General features: G+C 26.0%; 19 protein-coding genes and 1 tRNA gene. 11 read left to right on the top strand and 9 right to left on the bottom strand.

Annotated elements, in window-relative coordinates; translation table 11 throughout:
• Positions 1-9: 9 nt before the first annotated feature.
• Genes rnpA through mnmE form a run of 4 tightly spaced genes read left to right on the top strand, consistent with a single transcriptional unit; the run spans position 10 to position 3,608 of the window.
• Positions 10-357 (top strand): ribonuclease P protein component, encoded by a 348-nt coding sequence (rnpA, locus tag RJT32_RS00070; protein ID WP_343154267.1) that lies wholly within the window; start codon positions 10-12, stop codon positions 355-357.
• The gene (yidD, locus tag RJT32_RS00075; RefSeq protein WP_343154268.1) at positions 336-593 is read left to right on the top strand and encodes a membrane protein insertion efficiency factor YidD; all 258 of its coding nucleotides are present in this window, start codon (positions 336-338) and stop codon (positions 591-593) included. Before rnpA ends, yidD begins: the two co-directional genes overlap by 22 nt.
• A gap of 2 nt (positions 594-595) precedes the next feature.
• Positions 596-2,197 (top strand): membrane protein insertase YidC, encoded by a 1,602-nt coding sequence (yidC, locus tag RJT32_RS00080; protein ID WP_343154269.1) that lies wholly within the window; start codon positions 596-598, stop codon positions 2,195-2,197.
• A gap of 46 nt (positions 2,198-2,243) precedes the next feature.
• Positions 2,244-3,608 (top strand): tRNA uridine-5-carboxymethylaminomethyl(34) synthesis GTPase MnmE, encoded by a 1,365-nt coding sequence (mnmE, locus tag RJT32_RS00085; protein WP_343154547.1) that lies wholly within the window; start codon positions 2,244-2,246, stop codon positions 3,606-3,608.
• A gap of 9 nt (positions 3,609-3,617) precedes the next feature.
• Here the strand turns inward: mnmE and RJT32_RS00090 are convergent.
• Positions 3,618-3,690, bottom strand: a tRNA-Phe gene (locus tag RJT32_RS00090).
• Between the two features lie 220 nt (positions 3,691-3,910).
• Here RJT32_RS00090 and RJT32_RS00095 point away from each other — a divergent pair.
• From RJT32_RS00095 to efp, 3 genes are all read left to right on the top strand, one after another.
• Positions 3,911-4,201 carry a co-chaperone GroES gene (locus tag RJT32_RS00095; RefSeq protein ID WP_343154270.1) on the top strand — a complete coding sequence of 97 codons (291 nt, stop codon included), beginning with the start codon at positions 3,911-3,913 and terminating at the stop codon, positions 4,199-4,201.
• A 56-nt stretch (positions 4,202-4,257) separates the two neighbouring features.
• Entirely contained in the window at positions 4,258-5,904 is a 1,647-nt protein-coding gene (gene groL, locus RJT32_RS00100; protein ID WP_343154271.1) for a chaperonin GroEL, read from the top strand.
• 304 nt (positions 5,905-6,208) lie between these two features.
• A complete protein-coding gene (efp, locus tag RJT32_RS00105; protein WP_343154272.1) occupies positions 6,209-6,775 on the top strand; it encodes an elongation factor P in 567 nt (188 codons plus the stop codon).
• A gap of 12 nt (positions 6,776-6,787) precedes the next feature.
• Here the strand turns inward: efp and dnaC are convergent, their stop codons facing one another.
• The 3 genes from dnaC to rsmD are packed head-to-tail and all read right to left on the bottom strand — an operon-like array spanning position 6,788 to position 8,641.
• Positions 6,788-7,528, bottom strand: a complete 741-nt coding sequence (gene dnaC, locus RJT32_RS00110) for a DNA replication protein DnaC (protein WP_343154273.1) — start codon at positions 7,526-7,528, stop codon at positions 6,788-6,790.
• Positions 7,528-8,022 (bottom strand): primosomal protein DnaT, encoded by a 495-nt coding sequence (gene dnaT / locus RJT32_RS00115; RefSeq protein WP_343154274.1) that lies wholly within the window; start codon positions 8,020-8,022, stop codon positions 7,528-7,530. The genes dnaC and dnaT overlap by 1 nt, the downstream gene beginning before the upstream one ends.
• 40 nt (positions 8,023-8,062) lie before the next feature.
• Complete coding sequence (rsmD, locus tag RJT32_RS00120; protein WP_343154275.1) at positions 8,063-8,641, bottom strand: 16S rRNA (guanine(966)-N(2))-methyltransferase RsmD; 579 nt, start codon at positions 8,639-8,641, stop codon at positions 8,063-8,065.
• A gap of 136 nt (positions 8,642-8,777) precedes the next feature.
• On the opposite strand from rsmD, the gene ftsY reads away from it, so the two are divergent.
• The gene (gene ftsY, locus RJT32_RS00125; RefSeq protein WP_343154276.1) at positions 8,778-9,782 is read left to right on the top strand and encodes a signal recognition particle-docking protein FtsY; all 1,005 of its coding nucleotides are present in this window, start codon (positions 8,778-8,780) and stop codon (positions 9,780-9,782) included.
• Positions 9,783-9,942: 160 nt separating this feature from the next.
• On the top strand, positions 9,943-10,800 hold the full coding sequence (gene rpoH, locus RJT32_RS00130) for an RNA polymerase sigma factor RpoH (RefSeq protein ID WP_343154277.1): 858 nt from the start codon (positions 9,943-9,945) through the stop codon (positions 10,798-10,800).
• Between the two features lie 97 nt (positions 10,801-10,897).
• Here rpoH and glmS read toward each other — a convergent pair whose 3' ends face one another.
• Together glmS and glmU are read right to left on the bottom strand one after the other, a co-directional pair.
• The gene (gene glmS, locus RJT32_RS00135; RefSeq protein WP_343154278.1) at positions 10,898-12,727 is read right to left on the bottom strand and encodes a glutamine--fructose-6-phosphate transaminase (isomerizing); all 1,830 of its coding nucleotides are present in this window, start codon (positions 12,725-12,727) and stop codon (positions 10,898-10,900) included.
• A gap of 48 nt (positions 12,728-12,775) precedes the next feature.
• Positions 12,776-14,161, bottom strand: coding sequence for a bifunctional UDP-N-acetylglucosamine diphosphorylase/glucosamine-1-phosphate N-acetyltransferase GlmU (gene glmU / locus RJT32_RS00140; protein WP_343154279.1), 1,386 nt, complete (start codon positions 14,159-14,161; stop codon positions 12,776-12,778).
• Positions 14,162-14,319: 158 nt separating this feature from the next.
• Between glmU and RJT32_RS00145 the strand changes: the two genes are divergently transcribed.
• Entirely contained in the window at positions 14,320-15,129 is an 810-nt protein-coding gene (locus RJT32_RS00145) for a Cof-type HAD-IIB family hydrolase (protein ID WP_343154280.1), read from the top strand.
• A 30-nt stretch (positions 15,130-15,159) separates the two neighbouring features.
• Here the strand turns inward: RJT32_RS00145 and metR are convergent, their stop codons facing one another.
• Positions 15,160-16,095 (bottom strand): HTH-type transcriptional regulator MetR, encoded by a 936-nt coding sequence (gene metR / locus RJT32_RS00150; RefSeq protein WP_343154281.1) that lies wholly within the window; start codon positions 16,093-16,095, stop codon positions 15,160-15,162.
• Between the two features lie 141 nt (positions 16,096-16,236).
• On the opposite strand from metR, the gene metE reads away from it, so the two are divergent.
• Positions 16,237-18,510, top strand: coding sequence for a 5-methyltetrahydropteroyltriglutamate--homocysteine S-methyltransferase (metE, locus tag RJT32_RS00155; protein ID WP_343154282.1), 2,274 nt, complete (start codon positions 16,237-16,239; stop codon positions 18,508-18,510).
• Positions 18,511-18,663: 153 nt separating this feature from the next.
• Here the strand turns inward: metE and purH are convergent, their stop codons facing one another.
• Both purH and RJT32_RS00165 read right to left on the bottom strand, forming a co-directional pair.
• Entirely contained in the window at positions 18,664-20,241 is a 1,578-nt protein-coding gene (gene purH, locus RJT32_RS00160; RefSeq protein WP_343154283.1) for a bifunctional phosphoribosylaminoimidazolecarboxamide formyltransferase/IMP cyclohydrolase, read from the bottom strand.
• 116 nt (positions 20,242-20,357) lie between these two features.
• Positions 20,358-20,630: an HU family DNA-binding protein gene (locus tag RJT32_RS00165; protein ID WP_343154284.1), complete on the bottom strand. Its 273-nt coding sequence runs from the start codon at positions 20,628-20,630 to the stop codon at positions 20,358-20,360.
• Between the last annotated feature and the right edge of the window lie 354 nt (positions 20,631-20,984).

Genomic DNA, 20,984 nt, shown 5'->3' on the forward strand with positions numbered 1-20,984 from the left:
GGATTTGGTATGGTATTAAATTATTTGTTTAAAAAAAAATATAGATTGTTAAAATCTATTCATTTTAAATATGTTTTTGAAAAATATTATATTCAAACAAAACTTGAACTAATAATCTTAGGTCGTCCTAATTTATTAGGATACCCTAGATTAGGAATTAGTATACCGAAGAAAAATATAAAATATGCTTATAAACGTAATATAATCAAAAGATTAATTCGAGAAACTTTTCGATTATTACAGCATAAATTAATTGCTATGGATTTTGTAGTCATAGCTAAAAAAAATAGTATTTTTTTAGAAAATAGAAATATAATTAATATATTGGAGAGTTTATGGTTAAATTATCATCAATAATTATATCTTGTTTTAGTTTTTTTGTTTTAATTTATCAATATTGTATTAGTCCTTTAATGCGACCACATTGTCGTTTTTATCCGACTTGTTCGACATATATGCTATTATCGTTACGTGAATTCGGTATAATTAAAGGTATAAAATTAACAATTTTTCGTTTATTGAAATGTCATCCATTATATCCGAATAGATGTAATATAGCACCTTTAAATATAAAAGATAAAAGTGAATATTAATTATGGAAGTACAGCGTAATTTTTTTATTTTTATATTTTTATTCGTTTCTTTTTTTCTTTGGCAAGAATGGCAAAGTCAATCATTTTCTGATGTTCATAAAAATGAAAAAAATAGTATAAATTTTAATTCTTCAAAAAAAAATTATAAAAATCAAATTATTATTAAAAATGATGTAATACGTTTAGTTGTAAATATGTATGGAGGTGATATAGAAGAAGCTAGTTTATTAGCTTATAAAGAAAAATTAAATTCTCCTAAACCATTGAAGTTACTAGAAACAGCATCAGATTTTATTTATCAAGCACAAAGTGGATTGATTGGTAAGGACGGTCCAGATAATATGGAAAATGATCATCGACCACTCTACCATGCAAAAAATCATTTTTTTGAGCTAGAAAACAATCAAAAAGAATTGCGTGTTCCAATAAGTTTTACTAAAGATAATAACATTGTTTATACTAAAACTTTTGTTTTAAAGCCAGGGAAATATGATATAGAAGTAGAATATAATATAAATAATCTTAGTCATAATGATTTACAATTACGTATGTTTGGGCAACTTAATCAAACGATTCAACTTCCTAAGAAACGTGATATTTACAGTGGTAATTTTGCTTTAAAAACATTTCGAGGAGCTGCGTATTCAAGCTTAGATACTAAATATGAAAAATACAAGTTCAATAATATCTTGAAAAATGAACAATTACATATTCTTACAAAAAGTGGTTGGGTTGCGATGTTGCAGCAATATTTTTCTGTAGCTTGGATACCTGAAGAAGATGTAAATTTAAATACTATTTATACGTCTTGTGTTAATCAGAAAATTGCTACTATTGGATATAAATCTTCTTCCTTTAATGTTCCTTCAAATTCTCAAGCGGTTGTAAAATCAAAATTATGGATAGGGCCAGCAATACAAAAAGATATGGTATTAGTTGCTCCTAATTTAAATTTAACAGTAGATTATGGATGGCTTTGGTTTTTATCTCAACCGTTATTTAAATTATTAAGTGTTTTATATAATATTGTCGGTAACTGGGGCATTTCTATTGTTTTAATTACGTTTATTATGAAAGCTATCACGTATCCTTTAACAAAAGCACAATATATTTCTATGGCTAAAATGCGTCAATTACAACCTAAGATTAATGAAATAAAAAAAAATTTTAGGAATAATAAGCAACGTATGAGTCAAGAAATGATGAGCTTATATAAAAGAAAAAAAATAAATCCATTAGGAGGATGTTTACCAGTTTTTATACAAATGCCTATTTTTTTATCATTATATTATATGTTAATTGGATCTGTTGAGCTTCGTCATGCTCCATTTGTTTTATGGATTAAAGATTTAGCTGCTCAAGATCCTTATTATGTTTTACCAATTATTATGGGTATTACAATGTTTTTTATTCAAAAAACATCATTAAATAATATTTCAGATCCGTTACAACAAAAAATTATGCATTTTATGCCCGTTGTTTTTACAGTGTTTTTTTTATGGTTTCCCTCAGGATTAGTTTTATATTATATTATTAGTAATTTAGTTACTATTATACAGCAAAAAATGATTTTACTAAATTTTCAAAAGAAATCGTTAAAATAAAATTTTTACTTTAATTTGAAATTTGTCTTAAACAAGAAAATATTTCATAATGCAAAATGATACTATTGTCGCTCAAGTGACACATCCCGGAAAAAGTTCTGTTGGAATATTACGAATTTCTGGAATTGATGCAAAACAAGTTGCTATGGAAATTTTAGGGAAAATACCTAAACCTAGATTTGCTACTTATACAAAATTTTTAAATAAAAATAATGAAGTTTTAGATCAAGGTATATCTTTATGGTTTCCAGCTCCTTTTTCCTTTACAGGAGAAGATGTCTTAGAATTGCAAGGTCATGGTAGTCCATTGATAATAGATTTGTTGATAAAAAGAATTTTATCTATTAAAAATATAAGATTAGCTAAACCTGGCGAATTTTGTGAACGTGCTTTTTTCAATGGTAAAATTGATTTAATTCAAGCAGAAGCAATAGATGATTTAATTAATTCTGAGACTGAATCTATGGTTAAAGCTTCATTGAATTCCTTAGAAGGAAGTTTTTCAATTTATATACGTATTTTATTAAAAATTCTTATTAAATTTCGTGTTGATGTAGAATCAAGTATAGATTTTTCAGAAGAAATAAATTTTGATTGTAATAATATTATTCATAAAAATTTTAAACAGTTGAATAGTCAATTTTTAAAAATAAAAAAAATAATTTCAGATAAAAGTGTAATAAGAGAAGCGAAAAAAATCATTATTTTCGGCCCTCCTAACGCTGGAAAGTCTAGTTTATTAAATATTTTATCTTCACGTGATCGGGCAATCGTAACAAATATTCCAGGAACAACACGTGATCTTCTTTATGAATATATAAATATCAATGGTTTTTTATGTGAAATCATTGATACTGCAGGTTTTCATAAGACGGACGATGAAATCGAAAAAATAGGTATTAATCGTGCTTGGGAAGCTCTTAATAAATCGGATCATGTTTTGTTTGTGATAGACAAAACAATCGATCCGAAAAAGCAAAAAGAAATATCAAATAATTTTATTAAAAAGATTCATTCTTATAATAATTCTATAAAAATAACTTTTGTATTGAATAAAAATGATTTATTAAAAGATAATTTTGATATACAAAAAATAGGAGATTTTTATTTTGTTAGTCTTTCTGCTTTGACAGGTCAAGGAGTAGATATATTAAAAAAACATCTAATAAAAGCAGAAAAATATAAAGATCAAGTAGGTTTATTTGTTGCTCGAAGACGTCATATACACCAAATTGATTTGTCTTATTTTGAATTTTTAAAAGCCCAAAAAGAATGGTTAAAATATAAAAATATTGAATTATTAGCGGAATCATTAAGTTTAATGAGTAAATCAGTAGGAGAAATAACAGGTAATTTTACTTCAAATGATTTATTGGAAAAAATTTTTTCTACTTTTTGTATAGGGAAATAAAATTATTTATGCCCGGAGGCGGAATTGAACCGCCGACACGGGGATTTTCAGTCCCCTGCTCTACCGACTGAGCTATCCGGGCATTTTTTACATTAAATCATCAAAGATAAAACTTTGTCAATACTTTTTTTATCAAGTTAATTTCAATTATATTTAATGACAAGAAAAAAAAATCATTAAAAATAATTTTTACCCTTGAAAGTTTTAATAAAGATCCCTATATTTAATATTAAAGAGAAAATATTAAATTTTATAAAATCAACTAATAATTTAAGCAGGATTATTCACAGGAGTATTATCATATGAAAATTCGTCCGTTGCATGATCGTGTACTTGTAAAACGTCAAGAAGCAGAATCAAAATCTGCTGGTGGCATTGTTCTGACAGGTTCTGCTGCTGGAAAGTCAAACCGAGGAACAGTTACAGCAGTTGGTAATGGTCGCGTATTAGATAATGGGGAAATTAAACCATTAGATGTTAAAGTAGGAGATATTGTAATTTTTAATGAAGGTTATGGTGCAAAAACAGAAAAAATTGATAATGAAGAGCTATTAATTTTAACTGAAAGTGACATTTTAGCAATTGTTGAATAGTAAACTATGCTTTCATCCATCTCCATAAAAAAAATTATATTTAAGGAAATGTCAAAATGGGCGCTAAAGATGTAAAATTTGGTAATGAAGCTCGAATTAAAATGCTTCGCGGAGTTAATGTATTAGCTGATGCAGTTAAAGTAACTTTGGGCCCAAAAGGTAGAAATGTAGTGTTAGATAAATCTTTTGGCGCACCTAGTATCACTAAAGATGGTGTATCAGTAGCTCGTGAAATCGAATTAGAAGATAAATTCGAGAATATGGGAGCTCAAATGGTAAAAGAAGTTGCATCTAAAGCAAATGATGCAGCAGGAGATGGAACTACAACAGCGACATTATTAGCACAATCAATAGTAAACGAGGGTTTAAAAGCTGTAGCTGCTGGAATGAATCCTATGGATTTAAAACGAGGGATTGATAAAGCAGTGATTAGTGCTGTTGAAGAATTAAAAAATTTATCTGTACCATGCTCTGATTCTAAAGCAATTACACAAGTTGGTACTATTTCTGCTAATGCTGATGAAAAAGTAGGCGTTTTAATTGCTGAAGCTATGGAAAAAGTTGGTAATGATGGAGTAATTACGGTAGAAGAAGGAACAGGTTTACAAAATGAACTTGAAGTAGTTAAAGGTATGCAATTTGATAGAGGTTATCTATCTCCTTACTTTATCAATAAACCAGAAACTGGAATTGTTGAATTAGAAAATCCATATATTTTAATGGCTGATAAAAAGATTTCTAATGTTCGAGAAATGCTTCCAATATTAGAATCTGTTGCAAAAGCTGGAAAACCATTATTAATAATTTCAGAAGATTTAGAAGGGGAAGCACTAGCAACTTTAGTGGTTAACTCTATGCGTGGTATTGTTAAAGTTGCTGCAGTAAAAGCTCCAGGATTTGGTGATAGAAGAAAAGCAATGTTACAAGATATTTCTATTCTAACTGGCGGTTCTGTTATTTCAGAAGAACTAGCAATGGAATTAGAAAAATCTACTTTAGAAGATTTAGGTCAAGCAAAACGTGTTGTTATAAACAAAGATACAACAACTATCATTGGTGGTATAGGCGAAAAACATGCTATCCAAAGTCGTATTGGTCAAATTCGACAAGAAATTCAAGAAGCTACTTCCGACTATGATAAAGAAAAGTTAAATGAACGTTTAGCTAAATTATCTGGTGGTGTTGCAGTGTTAAAAGTAGGAGCCGCAACAGAAGTAGAAATGAAAGAGAAAAAAGCTCGTGTTGAAGATGCGTTACATGCGACTCGCGCTGCTGTAGAAGAAGGTGTTGTTGCTGGTGGTGGTGTTGCATTGGTTCGTGTTGCTGGAAAAATCTCTAGTTTACGTGGTCAAAATGAAGACCAAAATGTTGGAATTAGAGTTGCGTTACGTGCTATGGAAGCTCCTTTACGTCAAATTGTTTCCAATTCAGGCGAAGAACCTTCTGTAGTTACTAATAATGTAAAAGATGGAAAAGGTAATTATGGTTATAATGCCGCTACAGATGAGTATGGAGATATGATTGATTTTGGTATATTAGATCCTACTAAAGTCACAAGATCTGCTTTACAATATGCTGCTTCTGTTGCTGGTTTAATGATTACAACAGAATGCATGGTTACAGATTCACCAAAAGATGACAAATCTCCTGACGTAAATTCCTCTCCTGCTGGCGGAATGGGCGGAATGGGCGGAATGATGTAAAATTTTTTAGTTAATCGTTAATTAAATTAATTTAAAAATTTCTTTCCTTAGATATATTGTCTGAGGAAAGAATATACTTGAAAAAAAATTTTCAGTTATAAATATTGTTAATTAATAAATTTGAAACTATACAATCAATTTATATTAGATCAGCTTAAATTTTTATTTCATTTTGAAAATGTTATTTAATTTTAAAAAAATCAAAAATTCTACAAAATTCTTAAATATTTAAGATTTTGATATTTAAGTATTGTTTTTAGGTTGGTAAAATTATTTTTAAAATTAAATATTTTATAGAGGTATAATGAGAGTATATCAAAGCAATAGTTTTCGTATTGGTTGTAAAATTATTTTTGAAAAAGAACCTTGTTTAATAGAATGTAGTGAATTTGTTAAACCTGGAAAGGGGCAAGCTTTTGTTCGTTTAAAATTAAGAAAATTATTAACAAATCAATTAATTGAAAAAACATTTAAATCAACAGATTCCTTGGAAATTGCAGATATTTCAGAACAAAAACTGTCTTATTTATATAACGATGGTAATTTTTGGTATTTCATTAACAATAATACTTTTGAGGATTTCTCAGTAGAAAAAAAAATTGTTGGATTAAATTCGAAATGGTTAATCGAGCAAGATACTTGTATTATTACATTTTGGAACAATAAACCAATTTTGATCACACCTAATATTTTTGTTCAATTAAAAGTAACAGATACCGAATCGACTTCAAAAAGCGATACTATCAATAATAGCACTAAATTAGCCAAATTGAGTACAGGCGCTGTTGTAAAAGTTCCATTTTTTATACAAGTTGGCTCTTTAATTAAGGTAGATACACGATCTGGTGAATATATAGCCAGAATTAAATAAAAATTAATTTTTCTAGTATTCATCACCTTTTACATATTGTCTATAACTTTCCCATTCAAAATTTAACCATAAACTATTACCTAATCGCATTCTATCAATTACTCTTTCACCTAATAAATTTTTCATACCTTTATGATTTAAATTAGATAACATACCAGTTGATCGTTTTGATGATGATCTTCTATCAACGATCTGATTAATAATAACTTTTTCATATCTAGATTCAGTTTGCATGCCAATTTCATCAATCATTAATAAATCAACACTACTTAGATTATGTAATAAGTTCTCTTCAGTAATATTACTAGAACCGCTGAATGTACCCTTCATGTTAGACATTAAATCTGCCACTGTTACAAGTAAAATACTTTTTCCATGTAAAATTAAATAATTTCCTATAGCTGATGCTAAATGGTTTTTACCAGTTCCAGGTCGTCCTGAAAATATAAAACTTGCAATATTTTCATTGAATTCTTCAGCATATCGTTTTGCTGCTTTCAGTGCTTTTCTTTGTCCTTCATGTTCAATTTTATAATTTTCAAATGAACAATTAAGATATAACTCGCGAATGCCGGATCTTCCTAAAACTCGCTGCATTTTCATCGCTTTATTTTCACGCAATATTAATTCAGAAGATATTCTCCCTTGTTCTTGATTCCAAGCTAATAAATCCTGATCATTTTCAAATTTAGGTTTGATGTTATTAGGCATAATTCTTTGAAGACGTCTAAAAAATTCGGTGTAAAATGTCATTATTTTCCTCTAAATCCATCAGGTGTTTTTTGATCGGGAGATGGTATATAAGTAATATCTTTTTGTTTGTTTATTGAATTAAAAGAACGAACTTTTTGCAAGTTTCTTGCTAATTTTTGCTCCCATTGCACATGATAGTAAAAACAACCTTCGGCCTCCCAATAAGCAATAAAAGCAGTGAGCTCATGCTTAGACACTTCTTCTTCTAATATTATTCCCCATAATGCGGCTTTTCGAATAAAATCTTTATCAGGAGTCCATTGTTGATGCATAGCAAATTTTTTTTTAATATTTTCTTCTTGATTGATATTTTCTTGTTCAAAATTATATTCAAGATCAAATATTTTTTTTAACACTGATGGGGTGATCACATAAAATAAAATTTTTTTATTTTTTGATATAGATAAAGTGCCATTTTTAGTTTTTTTTATAATTTGAATAGGGTTTTTACAAAATAAATCTAAACTTATATTTTTAGAAATTAAAATTTTCATAAAAATGTGATCCATATAAATTAATAAATATTTTTAAATTTCAGTTTTTTATTGTAAAAATGTAAAGATAGCATGAAATTCGACTAGTTATTTTTTTTTTATATAAAGTAAAATGATCTGATATTGAAAAATTTTGATCTTTTGTTGTTTCTATATAAATTATTGATTGATTTTTTATCCATTTATTTTGCTCTAATAAAGTGATAGTTTTTTCTATTAATTTTTTATGATATGGTGGATCTATAAATATTATATCGTATGATTTTCGAGGTTTTTTAAGCCAATTCAAGGTATTTGTATGTATAATTTCTAAATTAGATATATTAAGTTTTTTTGTATTATTTATTAACGACAATATATTTTGTTTTTCTATTTCTAAGAAAGTAACAAATTGTGCATTTCGAGAGATAGCTTCCAAACCTAGTGCTCCACTACCTGAAAAACAATCTAGACAATAAGCATTTTGAATATATTTAGACAGCCAATTGAAAAGTGTTTCTTTGATTCGATTAGTTGTTGGACGTACATTTATATTATTTCTAAAAGATAATTTTCTTCCTTTAAGATTACCTGAAATAATATAAACTTTTGATTTGTTTTTAAAAGAAGAATTATACATTTTATTAGATTATCTATATTAATGATATATAGTGATATAATTTATTTTATTATTAAATAAAATTTAAATAAATATTTAATTTTGAATTTTTTAATATTAAAACAATAGACTGTACTTTTTATAAGGAGTTATTCATATGACTGATAATAAAAAAAATAATTTATTCTCTTGGATTAATTCAAAAATAACTAAAAAAAATCAAATAGATTCAAATAAACATAAAATAAATTTTTTTTTTAAATTAAAAGAAAGTTTAAAAAAAACTAAAATTTTTTTTGGAAATAAAATTAGTCGTATTTTTTCTTTAAAACATGTAGATAAAGTTTTATTTGAAAAATTAGAAGAAATTATGATTTTATCTGATGTTGGCATTAATACTACCGAAAAAATTATTCAAGGATTAATTAACGATGCTAATCGTCAAGAACTAAAAAACCCAAAAGCAGTATATTTTCTTTTAAAAGAAAGAATGCATTTAATTTTAAAAAAAGTAGAAATCCCTTTATTAATCTCGAATCATACTCCGTTTGTGATACTAATAGTTGGTGTAAATGGCACGGGAAAAACTACAACTGCTTTAAAATTGGCAAAAAAATATAAATTAAATGGAAAATCTGTTATGTTAGCGGCAGCAGATACGTTTCGAGCCGCAGCAATAGATCAGCTTCAAACATTAGGAAAAATACATGGAATTCCAGTTATAGCGCAAACTTTCGGAGCTGATCCAGCTGCTGTAGCATTTGATGCATTTAAGTCAGCCATTTCAAAAAAAATCGATGTTTTAATTATCGATACAGCAGGTAGACTTCATAATAAGCAACATTTATTGGAGGAACTAAAAAAAATAGTAAGAGTAATTAAAAAGTTAAATACTTCTGCTCCACATGAAATAGTATTAGTAATTGATGCTTGTAATGGACAAAATACAATTAATCAAACTGAAATGTTTCATAAATCGATTAATTTAACGGGACTTATTCTAACTAAATTAGATGGAACGGCAAAAGGCGGGGTTATTTTCGCGTTGTCAGATAAATTTTCTATTCCTATTCGTTATATTGGTACTGGTGAAAAATCAACTGATTTGCTTGATTTTAATAGTAATGATTTTATTAATGCTATTTTTAATGATATAAAGTAATTTTTTTATATTGAAAAGTATGAATAATTCATATTATTTATTTTATTTAGATATATTTAATATTTATATAAATTTTTGATTTTATATTTTAACTAAAGTATGATTAAAAATTCTACATATTTACAATAATTAAATATATCTTGTTCATTCGGTAATTAAAATGACTAATAAAGTACAGATTTTGTCTGTAAGATCATTGGGTAACTTAGATGCTTATATTAGAATAGCTAATTTATGGCCTATGTTATCTATTAAAGAAGAAAAATTATTAACTCAACGTTTGCGATATAATAGCGACTTAGACGCCGCTAAAACTTTAATTCTTTCTCATCTTCGATTTGTTATACATATTTCACGTAATTATTCAGGGTATGGTTTGCTTCAAGCTGATTTAATACAAGAAGGAAATATAGGTTTGATGAAAGCAGTTAGAAGATTTAATCCAGAAATTGGAGTTCGTTTAGTTTCATTTGCTGTTCATTGGATTAAATCTGAAATACATGAATATGTACTGAGAAACTGGAGAATTGTTAAAGTAGCTACTACAAAAGCTCAAAGAAAATTATTTTTTAATTTGAGAAAAAGTAAGAGTAGATTAGGTTGGTTTAATAAAGAGGAAATTGAAATAGTTGCTAGAGAGTTAGGTGTAAGTACTGATGATGTTAGAGAGATGGAATCTCGTATGTCAGCGCAGGATATAACTTTTAATTCATTTCCAGATGAAGATCTGAAAGATAGTAAAAATAATTTAAATATGCCTTATTTAAAAGATAAAACATCTGATTTTGCTAACGGATTTGAACAAGATAATTGGGATGAATATGCAACACATAAATTAAATAATGCTTTATTAAGATTAGATAAACGTAGTCGTGACATCATTCAATCTAGATGGTTGGATAATAATAAAAAAAATACTTTACAAAAATTAGCAAACAATTATGGAATTTCTGCGGAACGTGTACGACAATTAGAAAAAAATGCTATGAAAAAATTAAAAATAGCGATAGAAAATTAAATTAAAATCATTAATGATAGTATACTTTATTTAGAGTATGAGACTATTTTATAACATTAAAACTCATACTCTTTTATATAAAACAAATATAAATTTATTACTCGACTGTTACAGATTTGGCAAGATTTCTTGGTTGATCTATATTTGTTCCTTTACTTAAAGCAATATAATATGCAAGTAACTGCAATGGAATTATATAAAAAATAGGTGCTATTATTTCTTCGACGTATGGAACTTTGAATAGTGTTATATTTTTTTCTAAATTCATTTCTGCGTCAGAAAAAATATAAATTAAACCACCTCTTGAGCATATTTCTTGAATATTTTTTTTTGTTTTTTCAATCAATGAGTTATTTGGTGCTGTAATAATAATCGGTATATTTTTATCGATTAATGCTAGAGGTCCATGTTTTAACTCTCCAGACGGATACGCTTCTGCATGAATGTAAGAAATTTCTTTTAATTTTAATGCTCCTTCCATCGCTATAGGATATTGATCTCTTCTCCCAAGAAATATCATATTTTTGGTGTGATATAATTTTTTTGCTATATTTTTAATTTCTTGATTTTTTTTTAATATTTCTTCAATTCTATATGGTAAAATATTTAGAATTTTTACAATTTTTTTTTCAATATCATTTTTTTTTTGTTTAATACTTACTATCTTTGCTACTAGCATTAATAAAACAGTTAATTGTGTAGTAAAAGATTTTGTAGAAGCAACTCCTATTTCAATTCCGGCTTTAGTTAATAAACAATTATCAGATTCTTGAACTAAAGACGAACCTTTCATATTACATATAGTTAAATTTCCTAAGTATCCTAATTTTTTTGAAATTCTTAATGCTGTTAAAGTATCTGCTGTTTCACCTGATTGAGATAAAGTAATGAAAAAACTTTTTTTTCTAACTGCTAATTTTCGAGAAGAAAATTCAGAAGCTACTTCTACATCACATGGGATATTGGCTATTGATTCAAACCAATGTTTAGATACCATTGCAGCATGATAAGAAGTTCCGCATGCAACTATTTGAATATGTTCTAAATGTAAAAAAATGTTTTTTTCTTGCACTCCTAACTCTGGAAAATCAATAGTTTTATTGTTTTTTAAACAATGTTTTAGAGTGTTTCTAATTGATGTTGGTTGTTCGTATATTTCTTTTTCCATATAATGTTTATACTTTCCTTTTTTTACACATTCATATTGAATATCAGATTGAATTATCTTTCTTTGGACTATAGAATTATGTTTATTAAAAATTTGAGTTTGTTCTGGTTGAACAATAGCTATATCTCCTTCTTTTAAATATATAAAGCGTTTCGTAATATTTAATAATGCAATTTGATCTGAAGCTATAAAATTTTCTCCTATACCTAAACCAATAATTAATGGACTACCAGAACAAACAGCTATTAATCTAGATGAATTATGAGTATCCATCACTACCATACTATAGTTGCCATGTAATCTTATTAGACTATTATGCATAGCTTCTAAAAGAGATTTACCTGTTTTTTTTTGTTCCCAATGTAATAAATGAACAATTACTTCAGTATCCGTATCAGAATAAAAGATATAACCTTGTTTTTCTAAAAATAATCGAAGTTGAAAACTGTTTTCAATAATACCGTTATGAACAATAGCAATATGTGAAGAGATATGTGGATGCGTATTTTCTTCTGAAACTTTTCCATGAGTCGCCCATCTTGTATGAGCGAGACCAATTTTACCAAATAATTTTTTGTTTTTTGTTTTTTTTATTAATTGACTTACTTTTCCTATACATCTAACTCGAATAAAATTATTATTTTTATTAATCAAAGCTAATCCAGATGAATCATATCCTCGGTATTCTAATCGTTGAATACTTTCAAGAAGAAAATTAATTATATTTCGCTGTGTTACTGCAGCAACAATACCACACATATGGATTTACCCTTTTTATTTTATAAAGTAATTTTTTAATTCATATTATTAATTAGTAGTTTTTTTATTGTTTTTATTAGGATTAATCCAGTTTTTTTTATATTTTTGTTCTTTTTTATTATAAACTAAACATGGTGTTTCTATATTTTTCATTACAGTAGTTCCCGCTGCAATAGTTGTATTTTTTGTTATTTTAATAGGAGCAATTAATTCGGTATTAGAACCTATAAAAACATTATCGCCAATAATAGTTTGTGATTTTTTAAAACCATCATAATTACATGTGATACTACCTGCTCCAATATTGACTTGAGAACCAATTTTAGCGTTTCCAATATAACTAAGATGTTTTATTTTTGATTTTTTTTCTACTACACTATCTTTAATTTCAACAAAATTACCTATATGTGTTTCATTATTTAATATAGTATTATTCCTTAAATGGCAAAAAGGTCCTATTGTGCAATTTTCTCCTATTTGAACATTTTCTATAATAGTGTATTCTTTGATATAAGAATGATTGTTAATCACACTATTTTTAATTATACAACCTGTTCCAATTTTAACATTATTTCCTAAAATTACCTTTCCTTCTAGTATTACACCTGTATCTATTTCTATGTTTTTTCCATGTTTCAATTTTCCCCTTAAACTGAAATGATATGGATCTTTTAATTTAATACCCGCGATCATAAGGTTGTTAGTTATTTTTTTTTGAATAATTTTTTCTAAAATAGATAATTGTAATTGATTATTTACACCTAATATTTCTTGATAATTTAATGGTTCTACTGTATGAATAATATTCTTTTCTAAATGAGCTAAGTAAACAATATCTGTAGCATAAACTTCTTGATTAATATTTTCTTTATTAATTTTATAAAGCCATCTTTTTAAATCTTTACCATTTGCAATAAATGTTCCAGAATATACTTCTTTAATTAATTTTTCTTTATTATTAGCATTTCTATCCTCTATAATACTTATAACTTTTCCTTTATTTCTATAAACTCTTCCATATCCGTCTGGATTTTTTATATTACTTGTTAATAAGCTTAAATTTGAATTTTTTTTAGATTCTTTTAATTTATTTATAGATTGATTGGAAATTAATGGCATATCTGCATAGAGAACAATAATGTTATCATTGTCTGAAAAATATTTTGATGCTATAATTATAGCATCTCCTGTTCCTTTTTGTTTTTTTTGAATTACCCATTCTACAGAAATATTTTGATTTTTAGATAATATTTTTTTTATTTTTTCTGTACAAACTAATATTATTTTTTTAGGTTTGATGGATTTTGCTGTATCTAACACATATTCTAATATTGTTTTGCCACCTAATTTATGCAATACTTTTGGGCAATCAGATTTCATTCTACTACCTTTTCCAGCTGATAATATAATGATAGTTGTCTCAGTTTTTGACATATACATCCTTTTTGATATTTTTTAATATGTTAATTTTTTTTAATTTACTTGATTTAAAATATTTTCAAATTTCCATAATTATAAACAATTTAAATATAAATTAATTATTAAAGTATTTTAATTATATTTAATATATTATTTTGATATTAAGGTTTGTTATGTATCGAATTATTACAGTAGATTTAGACGGTACGTTATTATCTCCAGAAAATAAAATAACAAAATATACAACAAAAATCATACAATCATTAATAGATAAAGGTTTATACGTTGTCTTTGCTTCTGGACGTCATCATATTGATATGATGAATATTCGAGATAATTTAAATATTAAAATTTTTATCATTGCTTCTAATGGAGCTAAAGTTTTTCATTTAGATAAGCAGCTAATTTTTGAAAGTCATTTAAATATAGATATTGCTACAAAACTTGGTTATTTAAAATATTTAGATTTAGATATTATTACGCAAGTTTATCGAAATAATCAATGGTATATAAATAACAGTAAAATTCAAAATAATTTTTGTCCCGATTTATCATTAATTAAATATAAACATTTTCACCCGGATACATTTAATTTTAGTAATGTTAGTAAAATTTTTTTTACTAGTAATAATTTTAAAAAGTTATATAATCTTGAAAAATATATTATTAGTGTATTTAATAATCAAGTTAATATTAGTTTTTCTCTTCCAGGATGTTTAGAAATTATATCTGGAAAGACTTCAAAAGGATACGGATTAAAATTAATATCTAATATTTTAGGTATTTCTCTACAAGAATGCATTACTTTCGGTGATGGAATGAATGATTATGACATGTTAAGAATTTCCGGAAAATCATGTATTATGAAAAATTCTGATGTTCGTTTAAAACAAGTTTTACCTTATTCTGAAGTGATTGGTAGCAATAAAGATGATAGTGTAGCAGTTTTTTTAGATAAAATGTTTCTTAGATCTAATGATTAATGATATAAAAATTTTAATCTTAATATATTATTAATATTTAAAATTTTTAAAAAAATTAGGTTGTAGTATATTTCGAATAAATTTCAAATGAATATTAGCATGTGAACATATAGAGCAAATAAAATTTTGTATAATTACTTCTTGTTGTTCGCCATTTCTCACAGCAGCATATAATCTTTTCCAGATTCCATTACCTAATGTTTTTGTAATAATTAAGTTTTGTTTCTCAAAATTATCTACTACCCAATGTGGTAAAGCGGTGATTCCCATTTTTGCTGATACCATTTGTATCAGAAGTGAAGTATTATTAACGTTTTTAAATATTGGTACTATTCCTGATGGTTGTAAAAAAAATTTCCATATATCTAATCTATGACGCGCCACTGGGTATATCATTAATATTTCAGACGCTAAATCTTCTGGGATAATTTTTTTTTCTTTTTGTGCTAACGGATGACTTGGAGATAAAATTAATCGAACTTCAAAGTCAAACATAGGTATATAAATTAGGTCGCTTTTAGGTAATACTTCTGAGGTAAATACAATATCTAGTTTGCCTTGTTGTAGTGATGGTTGAGGACTGAAAATCATATCAGAATAAAAATCTATTTCTACTTTTGGCCAATTTTTATTAAAAATTTTTAATACTGGTGTTAACCAATGAATACAGCTGTGACATTCAATTGCGAGCTTAATAACAGTTTGGTGATTATATTTGCAATTTTTTAGTGCTTTATCTATTTTTGGTAGTATTTCTTTGGATAGTTTTAGTAAAATTTTTCCTTGAATTGTAAATTTTACTGGATTTGTTTTTCTGATAAATAATTTAAAACCTAGTCTTTTTTCTAACTCATTACATTGATGCGAAAGAGCTGATTGTGTTTGATGCAATTGAATTGCAGCAGAGCTTAATGAACCACTGTTTTTTAAAGTTTGTAGTGTTCGTAGATGCTTTATTTCGATCATGAGATTCCTTCATATCGAGAATTAAATATTTGCGCTTGCGTATTTTATTTAATACTAGAATTATAAGATATCTATTTGAAAGAAATCAATTGTTAAATTACTTTAAATACATTATAAAATAAGAAATTATCAGGAGAAACAATGGTTATTTCAAACCATATACTTGGATTTCCAAGAATAGGCGTGAATCGAGAACTTAAAAAAGCCCAAGAATCTTATTGGTCTGGTGAGATTAGTCAATCAGATTTACTTCTTATCGGTAAAAATATAAGACAAGAAAATTGGAAGCAACAAAAAGATGCAGGCATTCAATATATATCAGTTGGAGATTTTGCCTGGTATGATCATGTTTTAAGTACTAGTATGATGTTAGGAAATATACCAGAAAGACATCATAATATTAATAATTCGATTGATTTAGATTGTTTATTTCGTGTAGCTAGAGGATCTAATCCAGATATTTCAGCATCAGAAATGACTAAATGGTTTAATACGAATTATCATTATATAGTTCCAGAATTTAATAAAAATAGAATATTAAAATTTTCTTGGAATCAACTTTTAGAAGAAACAGACCAAGCTTTGGCATTAGGTTATAATGTTAAACCGATTATATTAGGTCCTATTACATATTTATGGTTAGGAAAAGTAAAAGGCAAACATTTTGATCGACTAGATTTACTTGATAGTATATTGCCTATATACAAGCATATTTTAGATAAATTATCTCATAGAAATATTAGTTTTGTTCAAATAGATGAACCTGCTTTAGTATTAGAGTTGCCGGAAAAATGGAAAAAAGCTTATTTACATGCATATAAATATTTAAATGGAAGTACTAAGATATTATTAACGACATATTTTGATAGTATTAATCATAATATAGAATTCATTCGTAACTTACCTGTAGATGGTATTCATGTTGATCTAATTTTTGGAAAATATAATTTATTTGATTTAAATAATAAAATTCCTAAAGAATGGATTTTATCTTTAGGAGTTATTAATGGTAGAAACGTTTGGAAATCAGATTTATTAAAATGGTTTGATGTTATTTCTAAAATTATTAAATTTCGTCAAAGCTTATTAATTAGTTCGTCTTGCTCGTTATTACATTCTCCGATTGATTTAGAAATGGAAAAAAATTTAGATCAAGATACTAAAAAGTGGTTTTCTTTTGCTGTTCAGAAATGTAATGAATTAAGATTATTATTAAAAGCATTAGAAGATAATGATACTACTTTCATCAAAAAATGGTCTGATCCAATTTATAAGCGTAGTGCTTCTAAAAAAGTTCATAAATTTGAAGTACAAAATCGTGTTTCTAAAATTTTAAACAATAATTTTAGTCGTATTAGCAACTATTCTGTTCGTTCGAAAGAACAAAAAGAAAAATTTAATTTACCTATTTTACCTACCACCACTATTGGTTCTTTTCCTCAGACAATAGAAATAAGAAAATTAAGAAAAGATTTCAAAGAAAATATAATAACTTTTGAAGAATATGAAACAAGTATTAAAAAACACATTAAAGAAGTGATTAAAGTTCAAGAAGAACTAGATATTGATGTTTTTGTGCATGGCGAAGCCGAAAGAAATGATATGGTAGAGTATTTTGGTGAGAATTTAGATGGTTTCGTATTTACAGATAATGGATGGGTACAAAGTTATGGTTCACGTTGTGTGAAACCTCCTATTATTGTTTCTGATATTAGTCGAAAAAAACCTATTACTGTGGAATGGTTAAAATATGCTAAATCTTTAACAAACAAACCCATCAAAGGTATGTTAACCGGTCCTGTTACAATTTTATTTTGGTCTTTTCCAAGAGAAGATATTTCATTAGAATCGATTTCTAAACAAATTGCATTATCGTTATATGATGAGGTTTTAGATTTAGAAAAATCAGGAATTGAAATTATTCAAATTGATGAACCAGCATTACGAGAAGGTTTGCCATTAAAGAAAAGTTATTGGAATGAATATTTAACCTGGGCAGTAGATGCTTTTCGTATAACTTGCTCTAATGTAAAAAATACTACTCAAATTCATACACATATGTGTTATTGTGAATTTAATGATATTATGGACTCTATTGCTTTATTGGATGCAGATGTCATTACAATTGAAACAGCGCGTTCCGATATGGAGCTATTAGAAGCATTTAAAAAATTTAAATATCCAAATGAAGTAGGACCAGGTGTATACGATATTCATTCTTCAAATATACCGAGTGTTGAATCAATTAATATTTTATTAAAAAAAGCAATGAAATATATACCTTTGGATCGTATTTGGATAAATCCAGACTGTGGTTTAAAAACAAGAAAGTGGAATGAAACTATATCTGCATTAAAAAACATGGTAAAATCCGCAAAAACGATGAGAAGTCTAATTAAAAATCATATCATTTAAAGTGAGATCTTGAAAAATTTAATAAATTAATATTAAATCATCTTTTAGATCATTTTTATTATAAATAAAATCTAAATGATGATTTAAAGAATGCAGTACTATTTTATTTTTTTAAAATATTTAAATAATATATTTTCAAAGTATTATAAAAAATTAGTGCTTAAAATGACGTTTATAAGTAAAAATCATAGCGATATTATATTGATTTGCACACTCAATAACTTCTTGATCTCGAATAGATCCTCCTGGTTGAATAATACAACTGATACCAATAGAAGCAGCTTTTTCTATTCCATCTTTAAAAGGAAAAAATGCATCAGATGCCATGGTAGCTCCTTGAATATCAAATCCACGATCTTTTGCTTTAAAATTTGCTAGTTGAGTTGCATCTACTCTACTTGTTTGTCCAGCTCCTATACTTATAGTTGTTCTATTCAGACCATACAGAATTGCATTTGATTTGACATATTTCACTATTTTCCAACAAAATATAGCATCTTTAAATTCCTGGTCATTAGGTAATCTTTTTGTAACAAAATTAAACTTTTCTATTTCTATAGTATTATCATCATTTTCTTGTACAAGCAATCCGTTTGTTATTTTTTTAAAATCTATTTTTTCATTGTTTTTTTTAAATTTTCCACTGATTAATATTCTTATATTTTTTTTCTTTTTTAATATTTCTAAAGATAAATGATGTATTTCAGGAGCAATAATTACTTCAACAAATTGTCTTAAGATAATTTCTTGAGCTGTTTGTACATCTATTATTACATTAAACGCAATAATTCCTCCAAACGCAGAAATCGGATCTGCTTTATAAGCAGATATATACGCTTTTAATAAAGATATATTTTCAGAAGCTCCACAAGGATTTCCATGCTTAACAATAACGCAAGCTGGTGTAGAAAATTGTTTAACACATTCTAAAGCTATATCTGCATCAGATATATTATTATAGGACAATTGTTTTCCATGAATTTGATACGACCCGCTAATTGTACCAGGTTCTGAAAAGTTTTCTTTTATATATAAAGCTGATTTTTGATGTTGATTTTCTCCATATCTTAAATTTTGTTTTTTGATAAATTTTAATTTTATTTTATCCGGAAATAAGTTATTTTTCTGAGAAATGTTAGATTGTGTTTTATTTATGAAATATTTTTTAATATTTTTTTCGTATTTTGATGTATATGAAAATGCTTGGCTTGCTAAATATAATCTTGTTTCTATACTAATATGATTATTTTCTATAGAATTAAAAATAAGCTTAAAATCAGAAAAATTTACTATGATTATAACATCTTTATAATTTTTAGCGGCAGATCTAACTAGTGTTGGCCCTCCTATATCAATATTTTCAATTATTTCTTCTGTTGTAGATTGATTTTGAATATTAATTTTATGAAATGGATAAAAATTCACAATCACTATATCAATTGGTAGTATATTATATAATTTCATTGTGTTTTTATCTTTTTTTCTTCTTCCTAAAATACCTCCTATTATTTTAGGGTGCATAGTTTTTACACGACCATCCATTATTTCTGGAAAATTTGTATATTTTGAAATTTCAGTTACAGGTATGTTATGATTTATTAAATATTTTGCTGTTCCTCCTGTGGAAAGTAAGTTAATTTTTTTTTCTAATAAAATTTGAGACATTTCTAATAAATGTTTTTTATCAGACACGCTAATAAGGGCATTTTTTAATATAGTATTTGATGACATAATTTTTATTCTTTTGTATAAAAAATATTTTTTAATCTAATTTATTTGCAATTTTTTTAATATTAAATATTATAGGGGCATTTTGCCCCTTAGATTTTTTTATTATATTGATTTTTTTATTTAATTGCATTTTTTAATGTTTTTCCAGATATAAAACTAGGTACTTTTGTAGCAGGAATCATCATTTCTTTTCCTGTTTGTGGGTTTCTTCCTATACGAGAAGCTCTTAAATTAACTTTAAATGTACCGAAACCAACTATTTGTACTGATTCACCTTTTTTTAAAGATTCAACAATAGTAGATAATGTTGATTCTAAAGTAGATTTTACTTGTATTTTAGATAAATTAGATTTTTTAGAAATAATATCAATTAGTTGAGTTTTATTCATTATCTTTCCTTTTTATTAAAAAAAATAATAATTAATTTAAATCATATGGATATGATAGAAATTTTAATAAAAAAACTGATTTTTATAATTAAAATAAATTATTTGTTTGTAAGTATCTATTTTAGAAAACTTTAAAAGTATATTTAAGCAAATATTTTACATAATTTAGATCGTAATTTGATTAATATTGTGTTTTTTGAAATTGATTTAATATAAAAAAGATTAATTAAGCAAATCAAATAAAATCAAAATATATAATATATCTAAAAAAAAATAAAAAGATAGTATAAATACAGTATATTATTGCTGAAAGAAAAATTTATTTTTAATATTTATATAAATGTTTTAGGCTGC

It is taken from the genome of Buchnera aphidicola (Aphis aurantii), from assembly GCF_039388985.1.
Classification (GTDB): domain Bacteria; phylum Pseudomonadota; class Gammaproteobacteria; order Enterobacterales; family Enterobacteriaceae; genus Buchnera; species Buchnera aphidicola_BL.

What these genes read in the sequence shown, in the direction of transcription:
- dnaC (WP_343154273.1), bottom strand. Translation starts at nt 7,528, where the DNA reads ATGACATTTTACACCGAATTTTTTAGACGTCTTCAAAGAATTATGCCT.
- glmS (WP_343154278.1), bottom strand. Translation starts at nt 12,727, where the DNA reads ATGTGTGGTATTGTTGCTGCAGTAACACAGCGAAATATAATTAATTTT.
- dnaT (WP_343154274.1), bottom strand. Translation starts at nt 8,022, where the DNA reads ATGAAAATTTTAATTTCTAAAAATATAAGTTTAGATTTATTTTGTAAA.
- ftsY (WP_343154276.1), top strand. Translation starts at nt 8,778, where the DNA reads ATGACTGATAATAAAAAAAATAATTTATTCTCTTGGATTAATTCAAAA.
- RJT32_RS00145 (WP_343154280.1), top strand. Translation starts at nt 14,320, where the DNA reads ATGTATCGAATTATTACAGTAGATTTAGACGGTACGTTATTATCTCCA.
- RJT32_RS00095 (WP_343154270.1), top strand. Translation starts at nt 3,911, where the DNA reads ATGAAAATTCGTCCGTTGCATGATCGTGTACTTGTAAAACGTCAAGAA.
- yidC (WP_343154269.1), top strand. Translation starts at nt 596, where the DNA reads ATGGAAGTACAGCGTAATTTTTTTATTTTTATATTTTTATTCGTTTCT.
- purH (WP_343154283.1), bottom strand. Translation starts at nt 20,241, where the DNA reads ATGTCATCAAATACTATATTAAAAAATGCCCTTATTAGCGTGTCTGAT.
- RJT32_RS00165 (WP_343154284.1), bottom strand. Translation starts at nt 20,630, where the DNA reads ATGAATAAAACTCAACTAATTGATATTATTTCTAAAAAATCTAATTTA.
- yidD (WP_343154268.1), top strand. Translation starts at nt 336, where the DNA reads ATGGTTAAATTATCATCAATAATTATATCTTGTTTTAGTTTTTTTGTT.
- rpoH (WP_343154277.1), top strand. Translation starts at nt 9,943, where the DNA reads ATGACTAATAAAGTACAGATTTTGTCTGTAAGATCATTGGGTAACTTA.
- efp (WP_343154272.1), top strand. Translation starts at nt 6,209, where the DNA reads ATGAGAGTATATCAAAGCAATAGTTTTCGTATTGGTTGTAAAATTATT.
- metR (WP_343154281.1), bottom strand. Translation starts at nt 16,095, where the DNA reads ATGATCGAAATAAAGCATCTACGAACACTACAAACTTTAAAAAACAGT.
- rsmD (WP_343154275.1), bottom strand. Translation starts at nt 8,641, where the DNA reads ATGTATAATTCTTCTTTTAAAAACAAATCAAAAGTTTATATTATTTCA.
- metE (WP_343154282.1), top strand. Translation starts at nt 16,237, where the DNA reads ATGGTTATTTCAAACCATATACTTGGATTTCCAAGAATAGGCGTGAAT.
- groL (WP_343154271.1), top strand. Translation starts at nt 4,258, where the DNA reads ATGGGCGCTAAAGATGTAAAATTTGGTAATGAAGCTCGAATTAAAATG.
- glmU (WP_343154279.1), bottom strand. Translation starts at nt 14,161, where the DNA reads ATGTCAAAAACTGAGACAACTATCATTATATTATCAGCTGGAAAAGGT.
- rnpA (WP_343154267.1), top strand. Translation starts at nt 10, where the DNA reads ATGGTATTAAATTATTTGTTTAAAAAAAAATATAGATTGTTAAAATCT.